This is a genomic window from Bordetella sp. BOR01, from assembly GCF_019218885.1.
Lineage (GTDB): Bacteria > Pseudomonadota > Gammaproteobacteria > Burkholderiales > Burkholderiaceae_B > Bordetella_A.
In genome coordinates, this window is sequence record NZ_JAHUWT010000002.1 from 711,761 (window position 1) to 730,295 (window position 18,535).

Consider the following 18,535-nt stretch of genomic DNA (forward strand, 5'->3'; position numbering starts at 1 on the left):
ATCGTGTCGTCGGGGGTGCCCGGCTTTATAGCGGATCGGGATCGGTATCGAAGACGTTGTAGCGGTCGAAGTGTTCGATGGCGCGGCGCAGGCGGGCACGCGCGGTTTCGATATTGCGTTCGTGCTGTTCGAGCAGCGCGGCCTCGAACAGGCTGATCTCGTCGCCCATGATTTCGCGCGCGTGGCCGCGCAGGAAGGCATATATCCGTTCGGCCTCGGCCATGGCGCTGCGGTTTTCCAGCTTGTCGCGCGGATGGATCTTCAGTTCGGCCAGGGCGGCGAAGCGTTCGGCAATTTGCTGGTCGGTCAGTTCGCTGGCGTGGCTGCGGATGACGGCCCGGTGCAATTCGCCGGTGGCGACACGCGTGACCTCGACTTCGAGAATGCCGTTGACGTCGTAGGTGAAGCGGACCTCGATGGCGCCGTCGGCGCGCGTGCCGCGGTCTAGCGCAACGGTCAGCTCGCCTATCTTGATGTTGTCGCGCACCATGCGCGATTCGCCTTGGAAGATGGGCAGGTAGATTTCTTTCTGGCCATCCTGTACAGGCAGGTATTCGCGCACCCGGCTGACCGGTACGACTGTGTTGCGCTCGATGATGGGCGAGAACTGGCCATCGACATGGCGGCCGTCGCCCAGGCTGCGGGTGGTTTCTATGCCCAGCGAGTAGGGGCAGACGTCGGTCATGACCACTTCGCGCAGGGCGGCGTCGCGCGCTTTCAGGCCGGCCATCACGGCGGCCCCTTGCGCCACCACTTCGTCGGGGTTCAGCGCCATCGACGGAAAGCGGCCGAACATGCGGGTGACCAGGTTGCGTATCATCGGCGTCCGCGTGGCGCCGCCGGCCAAGACCACTTCCTGGATGTCGCCGCTGCGCAGCCCGGCATCGCGCAGCGCGCGTTCCAGCGGGGCGCGCAGGCGCTGCAGCAAGGGCTCCGAGAGCGAGCGGTAGTGTTCTTCGGTAAGTTCCAGGCGAAAGGCCTGGTCTTTCCATTGCACTTCGATAGGTGCCGAGGCAGCGTCGCTCAGCCGGATCTTGGCGGCCTCGACACGGGCGCGCAGGTGTTGCATGAAGGCGTTGTCGTCGCGTGCCCGCCGGGGAACATTGGCCGACTGGCAGAACCAGTGCGCGACTTCGTTGGCGAAGTCTTCGCCGCCCAGGAAGTTGTCGCCGGCCGTGGCGCGGACTTCCATTACGCCTTCGAACAATTCCAGGATGGAGACGTCGAAGGTGCCCCCGCCCAGGTCGAACACCAGGAACTGCGATTCGGCGGCGCGCTGGTGCAGGCCGTAGGCCAGGGCGGCCGCGGTGGGTTCGTTGATCAGCCGTTCGACGTGCAGGCCGGCCAATTGCGCCGCGGTACGTGTGGCCTTGCGCTGGCTGTCGGAAAAATAGGCCGGCACCGAGATCACGGCTTCGGTCACGGCCGTGCCCAAGGCGGTTTCGGCATCTTCTTTCAGCGCGCGCAATACCAGGGCCGACAGTTCTTCAGGCCGGAACTGGCGCGAGCCCAGCGGGTATGGCTTGTCGCTGCCCATGTGGCGCTTGAACAATGCCGCGGTTCGATCAGAGTGGGTTTGCAGGCGGTCGCGGGCCGCCTGGCCCACCAGGACGCTGCCGTCGTCATCGAGGCTGACGCAGGATGGCGTCAGCACCTGGCCCAGGGCATTGGGTATCAGCCGCGCCTGGCCATCGTGCCAGTATGCGACCAGGCTGTTGGTGGTGCCGAGATCGATGCCAACTATCATGAACCACGCTGTTCCTCGCGCCGGACACAGCGGCCCGCCGCATGCCTGGCGGGACCGGCGCAGACTATTGTTTGCACATATTCTGGATGCAGCACTATATACGCCGCGGGCGGGCCACCGCAATGCAGCTTGTCCGGGTCCGGTATGCTGTGCCCAGATTTCAACGACGGGGCGTTCTGGAAGCCGACAAGAAATGACCGTACTTGCCGCTATTTTCTATTTCCTGGGCCAGCATTCCATACTGAGCCTGCCCCTGCTGACACTGCTGGGCGTGGCCGTGGGCGCCTGCCTGGCCAGGTGGCTGCGGCATGGCGCCTGGTACGCACTGGGCGCGGTGGGCTTTGTGCTGGGCATGGTCAATGTGTTCACCGGGGCCATGGCCAACGCTGTTTTCGTGAATGCGTTCGGCACGTACGGCAGCGCCGTCATCACACATGCCGAGGAAACCAGTTCGCGGCTGAATGAACAGAATATCCGGGCGTACGACGCCGTGATGAAGACGGCCGACGGCCGCGATGTGAAGATCAGTTTCGATACGATGTCGGCCAGCCTGTACCCGGTGCGCAACGAGATCGAATTGCCGCCCACGGGCGAACGTTTCGTGGTGAAGTACATGCCGGGCTTCGAGCGCAGCGTCGCGATCATGCGCGACGAATCCCCCTTCGGCAAGCGCAGCCTGGTGCAGCAGGCACGCGCGCCGGTCGAGCGGGCGAAGGCGCAGTTGGCCGCCAGCCCCGGCAATGCCGAATTCCGCCAGGAATACCGCCAGGCGCTGCAACGGTTCCTGGATACCTACCAGGATGATGCCCCGCCCGGCCTGCTCGAGCACTATCGGGGCGAATTGCAGGGGCTGGGCCGGCCCGCGCCGGACGCCAGCCCTTGACATGCCCTCTGCTTCAGTGCTGGGGCCTGGCCGGGCCGGCACGGACGCCGGCAAGCGCGTCGATGTCCAGGCCGCGACCCTGCACCAGGATTTCGGCCCAGCGATAACCCTGGTCTTGCAGCACGGGGGCTTGCTGCAGCGCCAGGCAACCGGCCACCGCACATGCTCGGCATTGCGCATGGCCGCGGGCCCGAGGCCATGCGCCTGCGCCGCCACGCAGGGGTCCAGCAGGCATCCCTACAGGCCTACGCCGTCGCGCCGGCGGGTCGTGCGATAGAAGCGCCAGAACAGCAGCGCGGCGCTGGCGCGATAGGGCGCCCATGCCGAGGCGATGCCGATCAGGCGGGTGCGGTCCGGATACTCTCCGGGTGTCAGCGCATCGCCCACCGCTTTTTGCAGGGCGATGTCGCCCGCCGGGAAGATGTCCGGGTGCCCGGCGCAGAACATCAGGTAGATCTCGGCCGTCCAGGGCCCGATGCCCTTGTGCCGGGTCAGCGCCGCAATGGCGGCGTCGGTGGGCATGGCCTCGATGGCGGGCAGGTCCAGTTCGCCGGCCGCCAGCACGGCTGCCAGTGCGGCCAGGGTGCGGTACTTGCCCTGGGACAAGCCCACGCCTTGCAGGCCGCGTTCGCCCAAGGCCAGGAAGCCCGCGGGCGTGGTGGCCGCCGGCAAGGCTTCCAGGCGGCGCCAGATGGCGTCGGCCGAGGCCACGGACACCTGCTGGCCGCAGACGATACGCGCCAGGCCGGCAAAGCCTGCCGGGCGCGAGCGCAGCGGAACCTCGCCCACCGCATCGTGTATCGGCCGCAGCCGGGGATCCAGCTCGATGAGCTGGCGCAGGTGCAGGTCGACCGCTTCCTGGGTGGTCAGGCGATGCGGGGCGGCTGCGCGCATGATGCCGGGGCAGCCGGTTCAGGCTTCGGAAACGGGGCCCGGGAGGCGGCGTTCCGGCAGCAGGGCCTGCACTTCGATTTCGACGTCAACGTCCAGCGCCAGCTTTGCCTGCACCGTCGAGCGCGCGGGCAAAGTATGGCCGAAGCGCGCCGCATAGACCTTGTTGAATTCGCCGAACAGTGCCAGGTCGGACAGCCACACCGTGGCGCGCACGACGTCTTGCAGGTGGCAGCCGGCCTTGTTCAGGGTCTCGGTGATGCGGTCGAACACGGCTTCGGTCTGCGTGGCGATGTCGCCGCGCACGACCTGGCCCGATGCATCCATGGGAACCTGGCCCGAGGCAAACAGGAAGCCGCCGGCGAGCACGGCGCGCGACAGCGGCAAGGGCGAAGAACTGGGAAGGCGGGTGATGCGTGACATGGCGATACCTCGGCTGGGAAAGGGGGCGCACGAATATGATGCGAACCCTATCACACGAGGCCGGGACGTGCATGCCCCGGCCTCGCCTGCCACGCGTCGCCGGCCGGCTTACGAGTCGCGCTTGTGCTGCGGCTTGCCGTGCTGCGAGGTGGATGCCATTTTTTCCAGTTCTTTCTTGTCCATGGATTCGTACATGGACTTTGAAGCGCCCTTCAGGTCGCTTTTCTTTTGCTCGCCGCGCTTGGCGGCCAGTGCGGCGCCGGCCGCTTTCTGCTGGGCTTGGGATTTCGCGGGCATGATTCGCCTCCGTAGGGGGTGAAATGGACAGGCCGGGCACGCAAGCCGCATGCCTGGCGGGCCGGGTTTGTCCCTATACCGATGCCCTTGTTCGCCGCGTGGGCAGCGGTGTAGCATTCGCTGAATGTGACCATGTGGTCACATTGGCTTGAATCGATGCGTCGGCGCCTTGTGCCGGCCGGAAGAAGGGACACCCAGGCATGACCATAGGAATCGCCGCCAGCGGGCCACGGGCCGGTGCGGCCGTGCGTGCCGCCGTGCTGGGCGCCGAGTTGCTGGGCCGGGGCGCCATCGGCGGCTTTGCCGTCTATGCCGTGCTGGACGAACACGGCCGGCCGCACTACTGCACGACGCAGCGCGGCGGCATCGGCCATGCGGCCATTCCCGAAGCCTGGCTGGATGCAAGCGTGGCCGCGGCGATCTCCAGCGGCCCCGACCGGCCCGAGCCCCTGGTGCAATTCCTGCCTGGCGCCGAAGGGGTGGGGCTGGTTGCCGGACATCGCCTGCCGAACCGGCCGGGCGCGGACGGCGTGCCCCTGAACCAGGCGGTGTTGTCCCGGCTGGCTGCCGGACAGGCGCCGCAGCAGGCGCTGGATGCCGTGCTGGCGGCCAATGCCGAAGCGGATGCCGGGCTTGTCGCGGTCAGCGCACGGGGCGAACTGGGGTGGGGCAATAGTGCGCGGGTCGCGCGCCGCAGCGACCGGGGCGAGGCCCATCGCCGCGATGCAAGCGGCAGCCTGGCCTTGCTGCACAATTCCATTTACTCCTATGTGCCGCAGGGCCTGGCCGATGCATTGGCCGAGCTGGCGTGGGCGCAGATACAGGGGCGGCCGGCGGGCTGGCAATTCCTGGCGCTGCGGGCGCCGGTAGCCATTCGCCCGGCGGCGCGCGACCGCGTGCTGGTCGACGCCGCAGGCGCCATTGTTGCGCTGGAGACGGCCGATCCGCACGTGCCCATGCTCAACCGTCGCGGCACGGCAATCTACCTGGGAGCGGAAGTCTGGCTAGGCGAGCGCAAAGTGGGGCGGATCGCCACCGAGCTGTATGCCGACCTGGCCGCGGGCATGGCGCATCCCCTGCCCGGCGCGGCACAACACACCATACTGATGAGGGCCGGCGATGTCGCGGCGTGAACAAACCGAGCGCCAGATATTGCAGGCGCTGGAAGCGCAGATCTGCGAGAACGGCATGGCCGGGGTGGGCATCAACGTCATCGCCAAGCGGGCCGGCGTGAGCAAAGAGCTGATCTACCGCTATTTCGATGGCATGCCGGGATTGATGCTGGCATGGATGAAAGAGCAGGACTTCTGGACGGGGCGATCCGACTTGCTGAAAGATGGCGAGTCCAGCCAGCGCACGCCGTCCGACTTGATCCTGTCGATGCTGCGCGCGCAGATCGAGGCGCTGGCGGGCAATGAGTCGCTGCGCGAGGTGCGGCGCTGGGAACTGATCGAGCGCAATGAGGTGACCGCGCAATTGGCAGAACGGCGCGAACGCGCGGCGCGCGGATTCATCGACCGGGTCGATGGCCTGACCGGCGACGCCGATGTGCCCGCGATGGTCAGCATCATGCTGGCCGGGGTGCTGTACCTGATGCTGCGTTCAAAGACAGAAAGCCATTTCCTGGGCGTGCCGCTGCGCACCAACGAGGGCTGGGCGCGCCTGTATGCCGCGCTGGAAACCCTGGTGCAAAGCCTGCCCGAAAACCTGAGGAAAGAGCCGCTTGCCGCGCTGGAAGCCGCCATGCGCCCCCCCTCGACACCGAAGGACGCTGAAGCATGAAACGAGCGGCCGATCTTCTGGTCGATACGCTGGTGGCGCATGGGGTGGACCGCATCTTCTGCGTGCCCGGCGAAAGCTACCTGAGCGTGCTGGACAGCCTGGCCGGCCGCGCCGACATTGCTGCGATGACTGCGCGCCACGAAAGCGGCGCGGGCTTCATGGCGCTGGCCGACGCGCGCCTTGCCGGGCGTGCCGGCGTGGCGTTCGTCAGCCGTGGCCCAGGCGCCATGAATGCGGCCATTGCCGTGCACTCGTCGCAACAGGACGCCGTGCCCCTGGTGTTGTTCGTGGGGCAGGTCGAGCGCGCGCACCGCCACATGGGCGCATTCCAGGAAATCGATTACGAGCGCGTGTTCGGCGCCATGGCCAAATGGGTGGTTGAAGTCCGCGACGCCGCGCGGCTGGCCGATACCGTGGCCACGGCCTTGCATGCGGCACAAAGCGGGACGCCCGGGCCGGTGGTGGTGGCATTGCCGGAAGACATGCTGGAAGACCGCGTGGACGGCACGCCTGCCATGCCCCTGGCATTGCCGCGCGCCGGCGCCAGCCAGGACGACCTGCGGAGAGTGGCCGCGATGGTGGCGGCCGCGCGACGGCCGCTGATCATCGCCGGCGGCCTGCTCAAGCACGAGGCCGGGCGCGTCGCCTTGCTGCGCGTGGCCGAAGCTTATGGCGTGCCGGTGGCCACTGCCGTGCGCCATGCCGACTTGCTGGCCAACGACCATCCGCAGTATGCCGGCCATCTGGCCTACGGGGCGCCGGCCGAGCTGGCGCGCGCCGTGCAAGAGGCTGATCTGGTGCTGGGCGTGGGTACGCGCCTGGGCGATGTCACGACGCAGGGCTATGCGTTTCCCGCGGCACCGCAGCCAGCCCAGGATGTCATCCACGTGTGGCCGGACGCCGCCGCGGTGGGCCATGTGCGGCGCGTGGCGCTGGGCCTGGTGGCAGACCCCACGGCGTTCCTGGACGGCCTTCTGGCGCTGGCCCCCGCGCGGCCGCTGGATGCGCACGCGCACTGGAGCCGGCGCCTGCATCAGGTCGCGGCGGGCCTGCGTACCTGGAATGGCCCCGCAGATGCCGACGATGGCACCGTGTTTGGCGCCGTCGTGCAGGCGGCCGACCGCATCCTGGCCGACGATGCCATCGTGACGATCGATTCCGGAAACTTCGGCGGCTGGGTGCAGCGCCTGATGCGTTTTGGCGGCGGCCGCGCCATGCTGGCACCTTCGTCGGGCGCCATGGGCTACGGGGTGCCGGCGGCTGTGGCTGCCAGCCTGCGCTGCCCCGAACGGCAGGTGCTGTGCTTTGTGGGCGATGGCGGCTTCCTGATGACCGGCAACGAACTGGCCACCGCCATGCAGTGCGGCGCCAGCCCTGTGCTGGTCGTGGCCGATAACGGCTCGTACGGCACGATCCGCATGCACCAGGAAAAGCACTTTCCGGCCCGTGTCAGCGCGACGGCGCTGCACAACCCGGATTTCGCCGCGCTGGCGCGCACTTACGGCGCCCTGGGTTTCGAGGCGACGCACAGCAGCCAGATCGACGCTGCCTTGCAGGCGGCGCTGGCTGCCCGGCGCCCGGCGATCGTGGCGGTGCGCACCAGCCTGCAGCACATCTCGGCCGCGGCCACCATCGGGCAGTTGCAAGCCCGAGCCGCCGCGGCGCACGCCTGAGGCCCGGCCATGCATATTGTCGTGATCGGCGCGGGCATCATCGGCATGACGACCGCCTACTTCCTGCGCGAGGCGGGCCATGCGGTGAGCGTGGTCGAGTCCGGGCCCCGCCCTGGCCTGGAAACCAGCCAGGCCAACGGCGCGCAGCTCAGCTACAGCTTCGTGGCGCCGCTGGCCGATCCGGCCGTGCTGCCCAAGCTGCCTTCGTGGCTGACCGACAAGAATGGCCCCCTGCGGCTGCGCCTGCGGGCCGATCCGGAACTGTGGCGCTGGGGCCTGGGTTTTCTGCGCGCCTGCCGGCACGGCATCGCGCAGCGCACCACCGAGGAACTGCTGCAGCTGGGCCTGTACAGCCGCACGCTGATGCATCAACTGGTGGCGCGCGAACAGCTGGATTTCAATTTCAGCTCGTCGGGCAAGCTGCTGGTGTACCAGGACGCCGGCGCTTATGCCGGCGCGCTGGCGCAGATGCGCTACCAGGTATCGCTGGGGTGCGAGCAGCGGGCCCTGGACGCGCGCGACTGCCTGGCCCTGGAGCCCGCGCTGGCGGATATTTCGGCGCGGGTGGTGGGCGGCATCTTCACGCCCACCGAGGATGCCGGCGATTGCCTGAAGCTGTGCACCGAGTTGCAGCGCACGCTGGCCGCAAGCGCCGACCCGGTGCGCTTCCATTTCAATACCGAAGTGCGTCGCCTGCGCATGCAGCAGGGCCGCGTGGTGGCCCTGGACACGGCCGGCGGGCAGATCGAGGCCGATGGCTATGTCATCGCCAATGGCGTGGGCGCGCAGCGGCTGGCGCGCCAGGCCGGCATGAATCCGCTGATCTACCCGCTGAAAGGGTACAGCCTGACCTATGCGCTGACCGCCCGCAGCCGCGCGCCCATGACCAGCCTGAGCGACGTGCACAACAAGGTGGTGTATGCCCGGCTGGGCGATCGCCTGCGCGTGGCCGGCATGATGGATATCGGCGACCGCTCGATGGCGATCGATGCGGGACGCATCGCCAGCCTGAAGAGCCAGGTGGCGCGCTACCTGCCGCGCCTGGAGCCCGCTGGCGAGCCCCAGGCCTGGGCGGGCTTGCGGCCGGCGCGTCCCGACAGCAAGCCCGTGATCGGCGCGACGCCTTACCGCAACTTGTGGATCAACGCGGGCCATGGGGCCTTGGGTTTTACGCTGGCGGCGGGCAGTGCCGGCCTGCTGGCCGAGCGCATCGCCGGGCGCGCCACGGCGATCGGGCAGCACAGTTTCACCTTGTAGTACCGGCACTCGCCGGCGGGCGCGCAGCGCCGGCCCGCGGCGAGGATCGCATCAACGACTGAACCAGGGGGTAAATATCATGAGAATGAAGACGAATCTGCCGCATTGCCTGCGTGCATTGTGCGGGGCGGCAGCCCTGACGGGGACGCTGCTGGCGGCGCCCGCGCACGCCATCACCGTGACGGCCGTGATGCAGTCCGGACTGCGGGTCATGGACCCGATCCTGAGCACCGCATTCATGACGCGCGATCATGGCTACATGATCTATGACACCTTGCTGGGCGTGGATGCCAACTTCAAGATCCAGCCGCAGATGGCAAGCTGGCAGGTATCCGATGACGCAAAGACGTACACCTTCACCTTGCGCGATGGCCTGAAATGGCACGATGGCGCGCCGGTCAAGCCCGAGGACTGCGTGGCCTCGATCCAGCGCTGGGCGCAGGTGGATTCTACCGGCCAGGTGCTGATGCCGATGGTCGAGCACATCAAGGTGACCGGCGACCATACCTTCGAAGTGCAATTGAAGGAACCCACCACGCTGCTGCTTGAAGGCCTGTCCAAGCTCAGTTCGCGCCCGGCCTTCATGATGCCCAAGCGCATTGCCGCGACGCCCGCCTCGACGCCGATCACCGAATACATCGGTTCGGGGCCGTTCAAGTTCGTGGCATCGGAATTCAAGCCCGGCCTGAAAGTGGTGTACGAGAAGAACACCGACTACCTGCCTCGCAGCGAGCCGGCAAGCTGGACGGCGGGCGGCAAGGTGGTCAAGGTCGACCGCGTGGAATGGGTCAGCATGCCTGACCAGATGACTGCCCTGAACGCGCTGCAGAACAGCGAGGTCGATTTCATCCAGCAAGTGCCTTTCGACCTGCTGCCCATCGTGGAAAACCGCGATGACCTGAAAGTGCAGGTGCTGGACAAGCTGGGGGCATGGACCTATTACCGCTTCAACCACCTGTATCCGCCGTTCGACAACAAGCTGGTGCGCCAGGCCGCCATCGCGGCCGTGGGGCAGGAATACGTGCTGAAGGCCTTGGTGGGCAATCCCCAGTACTACAAGACTTGCGCGGCGGTCATGGGTTGCGGCAACCCGTATGGCGATTCGTACGGCGCCGACTGGGTGATTCCATCGAACATCGAGAAAGCCCAGGCATTGCTGAAAGAGGCCAAGTACGACGGCACGCCGGTGGTGATCCTGCAGCCCACCGATATCGCCATGCTGGCGGCGCAGCCCATCGTGATCGGTGCCGCGCTGCGCAAGGCGGGCTTCAAGGTCGACATGAAGACCATGGACTGGCAGACGGTGGTGACCCAGCAGGGTAACCAGAAGCCGCCGGCCGAGGGTGGCTGGAACATTTTCTCGACCTACAGCATCCTGGCCACCAGTGGCGACCCGTTCGGCAACACCACGCTGGCGGCGGCCGGCCGCAAGTCGTGGGCGGGCTGGCCCGATGTGCCCGAGATCGAGGCCTTGCGCCTGAAGTTCGCGCGCTCGACCGACCCGGCCGAACGCAAGCAGATCACGGCCCAGATCCAGAAACTGGCCATCGACGAAGGCGTGGTGGCGCCGCTGGGCCAGTTCTCGATTCCCGCGGCCTACAGCACCAAGCTTTCGGGGGTGATGGAATCGCCGGTCACGGTGTTCTGGAACATCCAGAAATCGGCCAAGTAAGGAACGCACATGCTTGCCTATATTGCCCGCCGGCTGCTGGCCACACTGCCCGTCATGGTGATGGTGGCGGTGGTGGTGTTCGCCATGCTGCGGCTTACCCCCGGCGATCCGGCGGCCATCCTGGCGGGCGATGACGCCACCGCGGCGCAACTGGAGCAGATCCGCCAGAGCATGGGGCTGGACAAGCCCATCCTGACCCAGTTCGGGGTGTGGATGGGGCAACTGGTGCAGGGCGACCTGGGGGTGTCGCTGCTGTCGGGCACGCCGGTGCTGGACATGATAGGCAACCGCGTGGGGCCCACGCTGGCACTGGCGCTGGCGACCATCGCCGTGACCGTGATCGTGGCGGTGCCCATGGGGATCATCGCGGCACGGCGGCGTGGCCAACTGCTGGACCGCGTGGTGATGAGCCTGTCGGTATTCGGTTTCTCAGTGCCCACGTTCGTGATCGGCTACCTGCTCATCTATCTGCTGTCGCTGAAGATGGGCTGGTTTCCGGTGCAGGGCTATAAGCCGATGGCCGACGGCTTCTGGCCTTTCGCGCACCGGCTGGTGCTGCCGACGCTGGCCCTGAGTGGCATCTATATCGCCCTGGTGGCCCGCATCACCCGCAGCAGCATCATCGAAGTCATGAATGAAGACTTCATCCGTACCGCGCGGGCCAAGGGCGCCAAGGAAAGCGTCATCTTGCTGCGTCATGCCCTGCGCAATGCGGCCGTGCCCATCGTTACCATCATCGGCATCGGCGTGGCCTCGCTGATCACCGGCGTGGTGGTGACCGAATCGGTATTCAACCTGCCCGGGCTGGGCCGGCTGGTGGTCGAGGCCGTGCTGGCGCGCGACTACCCGGTGATACAGGGCCTGATCCTGCTGTTTTCGCTGACCTACATCCTGATCAATCTGGTGGTGGACGTGCTGTACACCGTGTTCGATCCCCGCATCCGATACTGAGGCGCCCATGAATATCGACCCTGTCCGCCCCGGGCTGCTGGCCGGCGATCCGACCGACCTGCCGATGCCGGCCAAGGATGCGCTGGCGGCCCAATTGCGGCTGGCCCTGAAAAGCCCGCCGGTCTTCATTGCTTTCGCGATCTTTGCCATCGTGTTGGTGCTGTCGGTGCTGGCCCCCGTGCTGGGCACCGTGGACCCGATCGCCATCGATCCGTCTCAGCGGTTTGCCGGGATATCGGCCGCGCATTGGCTGGGTACCGATGCGTTCGGCCGCGATACCTATTCGCGCGTGCTGTACGGCGCGCGCGTATCGTTGATCGTCGGCCTGGGCGCCATGGTGGCCAGTATCGCGCTGGGCCTGGTGACGGGCGTGATCGCCGGCTACTTTCGTGCGGCCGACGCCATCATCATGCGCGTGATGGACGGCATCATGGCCATTCCCAGCATCTTGCTGGCGATTGCGCTGGTGTCGTTGACCGGCGGCACGCTGACCACCGTGCTGGTGGCCATTACCGTGCCCGAGATTCCGCGCGTGGTGCGCCTGGTGCGAGGCGTGATCCTGAACGTGCGCTCTGAACCCTATGTCGAGGCGGCCGTGTCGCTGGGGTCGCGCCTGCATCGCCTGCTGATGCGCCACATGGTGCCCAATACGGTGGCGCCCTTGATCGTGCAAGGCACGTTCATCTTTGCCTCGGCCATTCTTACCGAGGCTACCCTGAGCTTCCTGGGCGCCGGCCTGCCCACCGAAATTCCCTCGTGGGGCAACATGATGGCCGACGGACGCATGTATTTCCAGTTGCAGCCGGGCCTGGTCTTGTATCCGGGCGTGGTGCTGGCCCTGACGCTGCTCAGCGTCAATGTGCTGGGCGACGTGCTGCGCGATGTGCTGGACCCGAAGATGGCGAAGAAATCATGAGCGCGTTCCAAGAGAAAACGGTGGTTGCCGCCGAGCCGGTGCTGCGCATCGAGGGCCTGTCGGTAGGCCTGGCAGAAAGCGGCGGCCGCGAGGTCGTGCGCGGCCTGGATTTTGACGTACGGCCCGGCGAGACCGTCTGCGTGGTGGGCGAATCGGGTTCGGGCAAGTCGGTGACGGCATTCTCGGTGATGGGCCTGCTGCCGCCCGACAGCCTGCGCTGCACGGCCGGGCGCATCCTGCTGGAAGGCGAAGACGTATTGCGGGCCGGCCCCGAACGCCTGCGCGAACTGCGCGCCACCCGCATGGCGATGATCTTCCAGGAACCCATGACCGCGCTCAACCCGGTGGAAACCGTGGGACGGCAGATCGACGAAGTGCTCTGCATCCATCGCAGCTACGATAAGCGCGAGCGCCGCCGCCGGGTGCTGGAAATGATGGCCTCGGTGCACCTGCCCGAGCCCGAACGTATCTACGATTCATATCCCCACCAGTTATCGGGCGGGCAGCGCCAGCGGGTGGTGATCTGCATTGCGCTGATTCTCGAGCCCAAGCTGCTGATCGCAGACGAACCCACCACGGCGCTGGATGTCACGACACAGAAGCAGATACTGGCGCTGATCCGCGAATTGCAGGGCAAGCACAACACGGCGGTGCTGTTCATCACCCATGACTTCGGCGTGGTGGCCGAGATCGCCGACCGGGTGGTGGTGATGAACCGCGGCCAGGTCGTGGAAGTGGGCGCCTGCCGCCAGATACTGTCGGCGCCGGCGCAAGACTACACGCGCATGCTGGTTTCCTCGGTGCCCAGCCTGGTTCCCGAGCCACGTACACCCAATGGGCAGGCGGTCGTGCTGCAGGTGTCGGGCCTGAACAAGACCTATGCCGAACGCCGGCTGTTCGGCCGTTCGCGCGAGGTGGCGGCCGCCGTCGATATCGCGCTGACCCTGCGGCGCGGCGAGATCCTGGGCATCGTGGGCGAGTCGGGCTCGGGCAAGTCCACCGTGGCGCGCTGCATTGTGCGGCTGCAAGACCCCAGCTCCGGCCAGATCCATATCCATGGCACCGACATCGCGCAGGCCAGCGGGCGCAGCCTGCGGCCGTTGCGCCAGCGCGTGCAGATCGTGTTCCAGGACCCCTATCGTTCGCTGAATCCGCGCGTCAAGGTGGGCGAGTCGATTATCGAGGGACTGGTCAACTATGGCATGCCGCGCGGCCAGGCGCTGGAACGCGCCCGCACCCTGATGGGCCTGGTGGGAATGGAGGCGAACGCGTTGCAGCGTTTTCCGCACCAATTCTCGGGCGGGCAGCGCCAGCGCATCTGCATCGCGCGCGCGCTGGCGCTCGAGCCCGACATCCTGGTGGCCGACGAAGCCGTGTCGGCGCTGGACGTCTCTGTGCAGGCGCAGGTGCTGGCCCTGCTGGACGACATTCGTGCCCGTACGGGTGTGGCGGTGCTGTTCATTACCCATGACCTGCGCGTGGCGGCGCAGATCTGCGATTCGATCATGGTCATGCAGCGCGGCCGCATGGTAGAGCAGGGGCCGGCCGCCCAAGTACTGACGCAGCCGAGCCAGCCGTACACTCGGGCATTGCTCGATGCCGCGCCTGGCCGCGGCTGGGATTTTCGCCATTTCCGGCCGGTGCAGGACGCCGCGGCCTAGTGCCCTGGCCGCGGCCCTGGCGCTCGCGACGTATTCCACAGACTAGGTGCCTACATGCAACCCACTTATGATGTACTGATCCGCCATGCCGAAATCGTCGACGGCACGGGCGCGGCACGCTTTGACGGCGATATTGGCATCAACGGCGACCGCATCGCGCGCGTGGGCGACCTGGGCGGTGCCCGCGGCCGCCAGGAGATCGATGCGCGCGGGCTGGTGGCCGCGCCCGGCTTCATCGATGCCCATACGCACGACGACCGCGTCATGCTGTCGGCCGGCGACATGCTGCCCAAGGTCAGCCAGGGCGTCACCACCGTCATCGGCGGCAATTGCGGCATCTCGCTGGCTCCCATGCCGCAGCCCGCGCCAGCCACCATCACGCCGCCGCTGGATCTGCTGGACAGCACTGGCAAGTGGTACCGCTATGCGCGCTTCGGCGACTACATCCAGGCCCTGCAGGCCCAGCCGGCCGCCACCAACTGCGCCATGCTGGTGGGCCATTCGACCCTGCGCGTGATCACCATGGACGACCTGTCGCGTCCGGCCACGGCCGGCGAGATCGCCGCCATGCGCGGCCACGTGGATGAGGCCATGGACTCGGGCGCCATTGGCGTCTCGACCGGCCTGGCCTATGCGCCGGCCATGGCCGCACCCACCGAGGAGATCATCGACGTCTGCCGCCCGCTGGCCAGCCATGGCGGCCTGTACTGCACGCATATGCGCGACGAAGGCGACGAGATCATGGCGTCGCTGGAAGAGACCTTTCGCATCGGCCGCGAGCTGGGCGTGCCGGTGGTGATCTCGCACCACAAGCTGGCCGGCGTGAACAACCATGGCCGGTCGGTGCAGACTCTGCAGCGCATTCGCGAGGCAATGGCGCAGCAGCCCGTCTGCCTGGACTGCTATCCGTATTCGGCCTCATCTACCATCCTGACCTACAAGCATGCGGCCGGCTCGTCGCGCACGATCGTGACCTGGTCCAGGAGCCTGCCGCAGTACGCGGGCCGCGACCTGGACGATGTCGTGCGCGACATGGGATGCTCGCTGGAAGACGCGGTGGCGCGCTTGCTGCCGGCCGGCGCGATTTACTTCCGCATGGACGACGCCGATGTGCAGCGCATCTTGCAGTTCGACGACACCATGATCGGGTCCGACGGCCTGCCGCACGACGAGCAGCCGCATCCGCGCCTGTGGGGTACCTTCCCGCGCGTGCTGGGCCACTATGGCCGCGGCCTGGGCCTGTTCCCGCTGGAAAAGGCGGTGCACAAGATGAGCGGCCTGACGGCCGCGCGATTCGGGCTGGCCGACCGGGGCGTGGTGCGCGAAGGCGCCTTTGCCGACCTGGCGATTTTCAATGCCCAGACGGTGGACGAGGCCGCCACGTTCGACAAGCCTATCGCGCCGTCGATCGGCATCGATACGGTGCTGGTCAATGGCGCCGTCGTATGGCGCGACGGCAAGGCCAGCGGCTTGCGCCCCGGGCGGGTATTGCGGCGCCAGGCGGCAGCCTAGGGCTGGACCGGTGCTTACCCTGCTATCCGTTCGCAAGCATCGGCGCAGCGCCGGCACATGGCGGCGCAGTCGTCCATGCCGTCCAGCGCATCGCAACTGTCGGCGCATTGGCGGCATATCGATGCGCAATCGGCACAGATGTGCTGGTGGTGCGGCACGCCGATCAGCATGAAGTGCGCGGCGGCACGGCAGCTTTCGGAACAGGCCATCATCAGGCGGAAGTGGGCCGGATCGACGTGCGGGCCGCCTTCTTCCAGGCAATGGCTCATGGCCATGCCCAGGCAGGCCTGGTAGCAATTCAGGCATTCATCGATGCAGATCTGTAGCTGAGGGGAACGGGGATGCATGGCCGGGTGCTCCTGGGATATCCGTGTGATGCCGTGCCGGCAGGCACAGCGGGTACCGGCAGCGCAGCAAGCGGCATGCCTTCGCGAGAAGGGGCCGGGTGCTGGTTTCCCCCAGGGTGTCAGCGCCCCGGCGCTGGCGTGTCGGGGTCGATGCCGGGCACGCCCAGGCGGATCCGCTGCGAGAAAGCCATGCCCGATGCCTCGTCACGTGCCCGGTCGGTATAGCGTCCGCGCTGCCGGTATTCCTGCAGGCTGCCGGCGCCGCGAAATGCGCCCAGTTCGTACAGGTATTCGGGCAGGTAGCCCGATGCCAGCAGGCGATAGTCCAGTGGTAGCCCGGTCACGATGCGGTTGACCATGCGGTATACCAGCGTGGTGCAATTGGCGGTCAGGGTGTTGTAGAAACGCGGCTGTTTTGCCAGTTGGTTGGCCTGGCTGAGGTATTCGACGAACAGGGCGCGCATGTCGCCGGGCGCCATCTGCACCCGGTACAAGTAGCCGTCTTCGTGGCGGACGTTGGTGCGCACCTGCAGGATGTCGCGCTCGTCGGCGGCCACGATGCTCAATTCGTATTGGCGGAAAAAGCCGCCGATTTCCGAGAACCTGTCGTTCTGCTTGCGGCGGATTTCCACTGAGAACACCAGGTGGTCGCCGTCGGCGAAGCCGAACGACACCAGCGTGTGGGCGATGGCGGTGTGCGACCAGTACGACAGTGCCATATCCACGGAACGAATGGCCGACAGGTTGTAGTGCCGCGTTTCCCAGCGCACGTCGTAATCTTGCGCGCCGCGCCACTGGAAGTTGCGCACGTTTTCCACGGTGACGGCGTCGCCGTCGACCTGGCCTTGCGCCAAGCGGGCCACGCTGGGTTCCCAAGCGCGGTCTTGCGCGGGGTGCATTGTCAGCCACCAGGCGGCCAGCAGGGCGGCCGGTGCCAGGAACAGGGCCGCGCCAGCCCATCGGCCCATGCACACCAGGACGCTGGCGGCCAGCGCGACCAGTACCCAAATGGCGATCAGCGCATAGGTATAGGGGACGCCTGCCGGCCGTTGCACCCACAAGGCCAGCGCACCCCAGGCGGTAGCTGCGGCAGTAATGAAAACAAAGCCCACCTGACCAAGCACATGCGCTCCCTGGTGCGAAATAAGGTAGGCGCATGCTAGCAACAGGGTAACGGTCCGGTCTACTTACTTATATATAAGAGCGGCTGGCTTAACCTGGAACAGCCCGGCGCGAGGCAGGGAAGGGCCGTACGCGGCGGGCTGATTTGTTTCAAATCATCAATTTACTAGTAGACGAGATGTGCAAATTTTTTCGTATTTGTTAATGAAACGTAAGAAAAAACAGTAGCTGTTAGGTGTCACCGGAATCAATACCGGCTCTGCCTAGAATTCGAGTTTCTGCGGCAGTTACGCGAAGATAGGCTGTTTTAGGCTCCGGGTAATCCCGGATATGACCCGATCACCATGGAATTTGCCGATATCCTGACCGCTCTAGATCCTCGTCTGCCATGTGGAGAAGACCTGGAATATGACGCCGAGTTCCTGCAATTGCAGCAGGCGGCAGTCGAACGCAGCGAACAGCAGTTCGGCTCGACGATTATTCCGGCTCAGCCTCCCGATTGGCGCGAAGTCGAGAAACTCGCCCGCGGCTTGCTCGAGCGCACGCGCGATGTGCGCATCATGGGTTACTTGACCCAGGCATGGACCGAAGTGCGCGGTTTGCCGGGCTACGCCGATGGGCTGACCTTGGTGGCCGACACCCTGGACCGCTATTGGGATGCCGTGCACCCGCGCCTGGATAGCGTGGGCGACAACGATCCCATGCCGCGCATCAATGCACTGGCCTCGCTGGGCGATATGAGCGGCTGCGCGCGCAGCGCCCGTTCGAGCCGGCTGGTCAACGGCGTGCATGGGCAACTTTCACTGCGCGATGCTGAATCGGTGCTGGACGGCAGCCGTTCCGATCCTGATTTCTATCCCGGCGGGCGCGCGCGCCTGGTCGAGCATTTGCGCCAGGCATCGCTGCAACAGGATGGCGATCTGGCCGGCTTGGTCGCTGCCATGCAAGCCCTGCGCCGCGTCCAGGGCCAGGTGGCCGACAAGCTGGGCCAGGAATGGGTGCCGGATTACGCGGGCATCCTGCGCACACTGGACATGGTGATGCAGGCCCTGGGTGATAGTGGCACCGTTGCGCCGGCCGAAGAAAATGTCGGGGACGCAGCGCCGGCCTCGGCCACGGCGGCCTCGGCGCCGGCCGCTGCAGCCGCCCCGGTGATGCGCTGGCAAGACGCGCAAATCCAGTCGCGCGAAGAAGCCGCCGCCATGCTGGCCAAAGTGTGCGCGTATTTTGAAGTGCACGAGCCCAGCCATCCGGCACCGTATCTGATCCGCCGGGCGCAGCAACTGATTGCGCTGAGTTTCCACGACATTATGAAGAATCTGGCGCCGCAGGGCCTCGAGCAGTTCGAGGCGTGGCTGCCCAGGGACGCCGACGGCGGACCTGGCGCTTGAGGCACCCGGA

At 66.6% G+C, this 18,535-nt stretch carries 18 protein-coding genes; 11 read left to right on the forward strand and 7 right to left on the reverse strand.

Annotated features, from left to right (window positions below):
* Positions 1–25: 25 nt before the first annotated feature.
* Entirely contained in the window at positions 26–1,747 is a 1,722-nt protein-coding gene (locus KW845_RS11140; RefSeq protein ID WP_218369283.1) for an Hsp70 family protein, read from the reverse strand.
* A 193-nt stretch (positions 1,748–1,940) separates the two neighbouring features.
* On the opposite strand from KW845_RS11140, the gene KW845_RS11145 reads away from it, so the two are divergent.
* On the forward strand, positions 1,941–2,630 hold the full coding sequence (locus KW845_RS11145; RefSeq protein ID WP_218369284.1) for a hypothetical protein: 690 nt from the start codon (positions 1,941–1,943) through the stop codon (positions 2,628–2,630).
* Positions 2,631–2,643: 13 nt separating this feature from the next.
* Here the strand turns inward: KW845_RS11145 and KW845_RS11150 are convergent, their stop codons facing one another.
* The 4 genes from KW845_RS11150 to KW845_RS11165 form a co-directional block, all read right to left on the reverse strand.
* Positions 2,644–2,865 carry a hypothetical protein gene (locus tag KW845_RS11150; RefSeq protein ID WP_218369285.1) on the reverse strand — a complete coding sequence of 74 codons (222 nt, stop codon included), beginning with the start codon at positions 2,863–2,865 and terminating at the stop codon, positions 2,644–2,646.
* A gap of 2 nt (positions 2,866–2,867) precedes the next feature.
* On the reverse strand, positions 2,868–3,524 hold the full coding sequence (locus tag KW845_RS11155; RefSeq protein ID WP_218369286.1) for a DNA-3-methyladenine glycosylase: 657 nt from the start codon (positions 3,522–3,524) through the stop codon (positions 2,868–2,870).
* Positions 3,525–3,542: 18 nt separating this feature from the next.
* Complete coding sequence (locus KW845_RS11160; RefSeq protein ID WP_218369287.1) at positions 3,543–3,944, reverse strand: RidA family protein; 402 nt, start codon at positions 3,942–3,944, stop codon at positions 3,543–3,545.
* A 108-nt stretch (positions 3,945–4,052) separates the two neighbouring features.
* The gene (locus tag KW845_RS11165; protein WP_218369288.1) at positions 4,053–4,241 is read right to left on the reverse strand and encodes a DUF3008 family protein; all 189 of its coding nucleotides are present in this window, start codon (positions 4,239–4,241) and stop codon (positions 4,053–4,055) included.
* A gap of 200 nt (positions 4,242–4,441) precedes the next feature.
* Here KW845_RS11165 and KW845_RS11170 point away from each other — a divergent pair, with 200 nt between their 5' ends.
* From KW845_RS11170 to KW845_RS11210, 9 genes are all read left to right on the forward strand, one after another.
* Complete coding sequence (locus tag KW845_RS11170; protein WP_218369289.1) at positions 4,442–5,374, forward strand: hypothetical protein; 933 nt, start codon at positions 4,442–4,444, stop codon at positions 5,372–5,374.
* Positions 5,361–6,023, forward strand: a complete 663-nt coding sequence (locus KW845_RS11175; RefSeq protein ID WP_218369290.1) for a TetR/AcrR family transcriptional regulator — start codon at positions 5,361–5,363, stop codon at positions 6,021–6,023. The genes KW845_RS11170 and KW845_RS11175 overlap by 14 nt, the downstream gene beginning before the upstream one ends.
* Positions 6,020–7,696 carry a thiamine pyrophosphate-dependent enzyme gene (locus KW845_RS11180; RefSeq protein ID WP_218369291.1) on the forward strand — a complete coding sequence of 559 codons (1,677 nt, stop codon included), beginning with the start codon at positions 6,020–6,022 and terminating at the stop codon, positions 7,694–7,696. The genes KW845_RS11175 and KW845_RS11180 overlap by 4 nt, the downstream gene beginning before the upstream one ends.
* A gap of 9 nt (positions 7,697–7,705) precedes the next feature.
* Positions 7,706–8,953 (forward strand): D-amino acid dehydrogenase, encoded by a 1,248-nt coding sequence (locus KW845_RS11185; protein ID WP_218369292.1) that lies wholly within the window; start codon positions 7,706–7,708, stop codon positions 8,951–8,953.
* Positions 8,954–9,062: 109 nt separating this feature from the next.
* Positions 9,063–10,625, forward strand: a complete 1,563-nt coding sequence (locus KW845_RS11190; RefSeq protein ID WP_370628223.1) for an ABC transporter substrate-binding protein — start codon at positions 9,063–9,065, stop codon at positions 10,623–10,625.
* 9 nt (positions 10,626–10,634) lie between these two features.
* Positions 10,635–11,576 (forward strand): ABC transporter permease, encoded by a 942-nt coding sequence (locus tag KW845_RS11195; RefSeq protein ID WP_218369293.1) that lies wholly within the window; start codon positions 10,635–10,637, stop codon positions 11,574–11,576.
* Positions 11,577–11,583: 7 nt separating this feature from the next.
* Positions 11,584–12,492 carry an ABC transporter permease gene (locus tag KW845_RS11200; RefSeq protein ID WP_370628199.1) on the forward strand — a complete coding sequence of 303 codons (909 nt, stop codon included), beginning with the start codon at positions 11,584–11,586 and terminating at the stop codon, positions 12,490–12,492.
* Positions 12,489–14,153 (forward strand): ABC transporter ATP-binding protein, encoded by a 1,665-nt coding sequence (locus KW845_RS11205; protein ID WP_218369294.1) that lies wholly within the window; start codon positions 12,489–12,491, stop codon positions 14,151–14,153. The genes KW845_RS11200 and KW845_RS11205 overlap by 4 nt, the downstream gene beginning before the upstream one ends.
* A 54-nt stretch (positions 14,154–14,207) precedes the next feature.
* A complete protein-coding gene (locus KW845_RS11210) occupies positions 14,208–15,665 on the forward strand; it encodes an amidohydrolase family protein (RefSeq protein ID WP_218369295.1) in 1,458 nt (485 codons plus the stop codon).
* 14 nt (positions 15,666–15,679) lie between these two features.
* Here KW845_RS11210 and KW845_RS11215 read toward each other — a convergent pair whose 3' ends face one another.
* Positions 15,680–16,012, reverse strand: a complete 333-nt coding sequence (locus KW845_RS11215; protein WP_218369296.1) for a four-helix bundle copper-binding protein — start codon at positions 16,010–16,012, stop codon at positions 15,680–15,682.
* 119 nt (positions 16,013–16,131) lie between these two features.
* A complete protein-coding gene (locus KW845_RS11220) occupies positions 16,132–17,136 on the reverse strand; it encodes a DUF4105 domain-containing protein (RefSeq protein ID WP_218369297.1) in 1,005 nt (334 codons plus the stop codon).
* A gap of 342 nt (positions 17,137–17,478) precedes the next feature.
* On the opposite strand from KW845_RS11220, the gene tssA reads away from it, so the two are divergent.
* A complete protein-coding gene (gene tssA, locus KW845_RS11225; RefSeq protein ID WP_218369298.1) occupies positions 17,479–18,525 on the forward strand; it encodes a type VI secretion system protein TssA in 1,047 nt (348 codons plus the stop codon).
* Positions 18,526–18,535 lie beyond the last annotated feature (10 nt).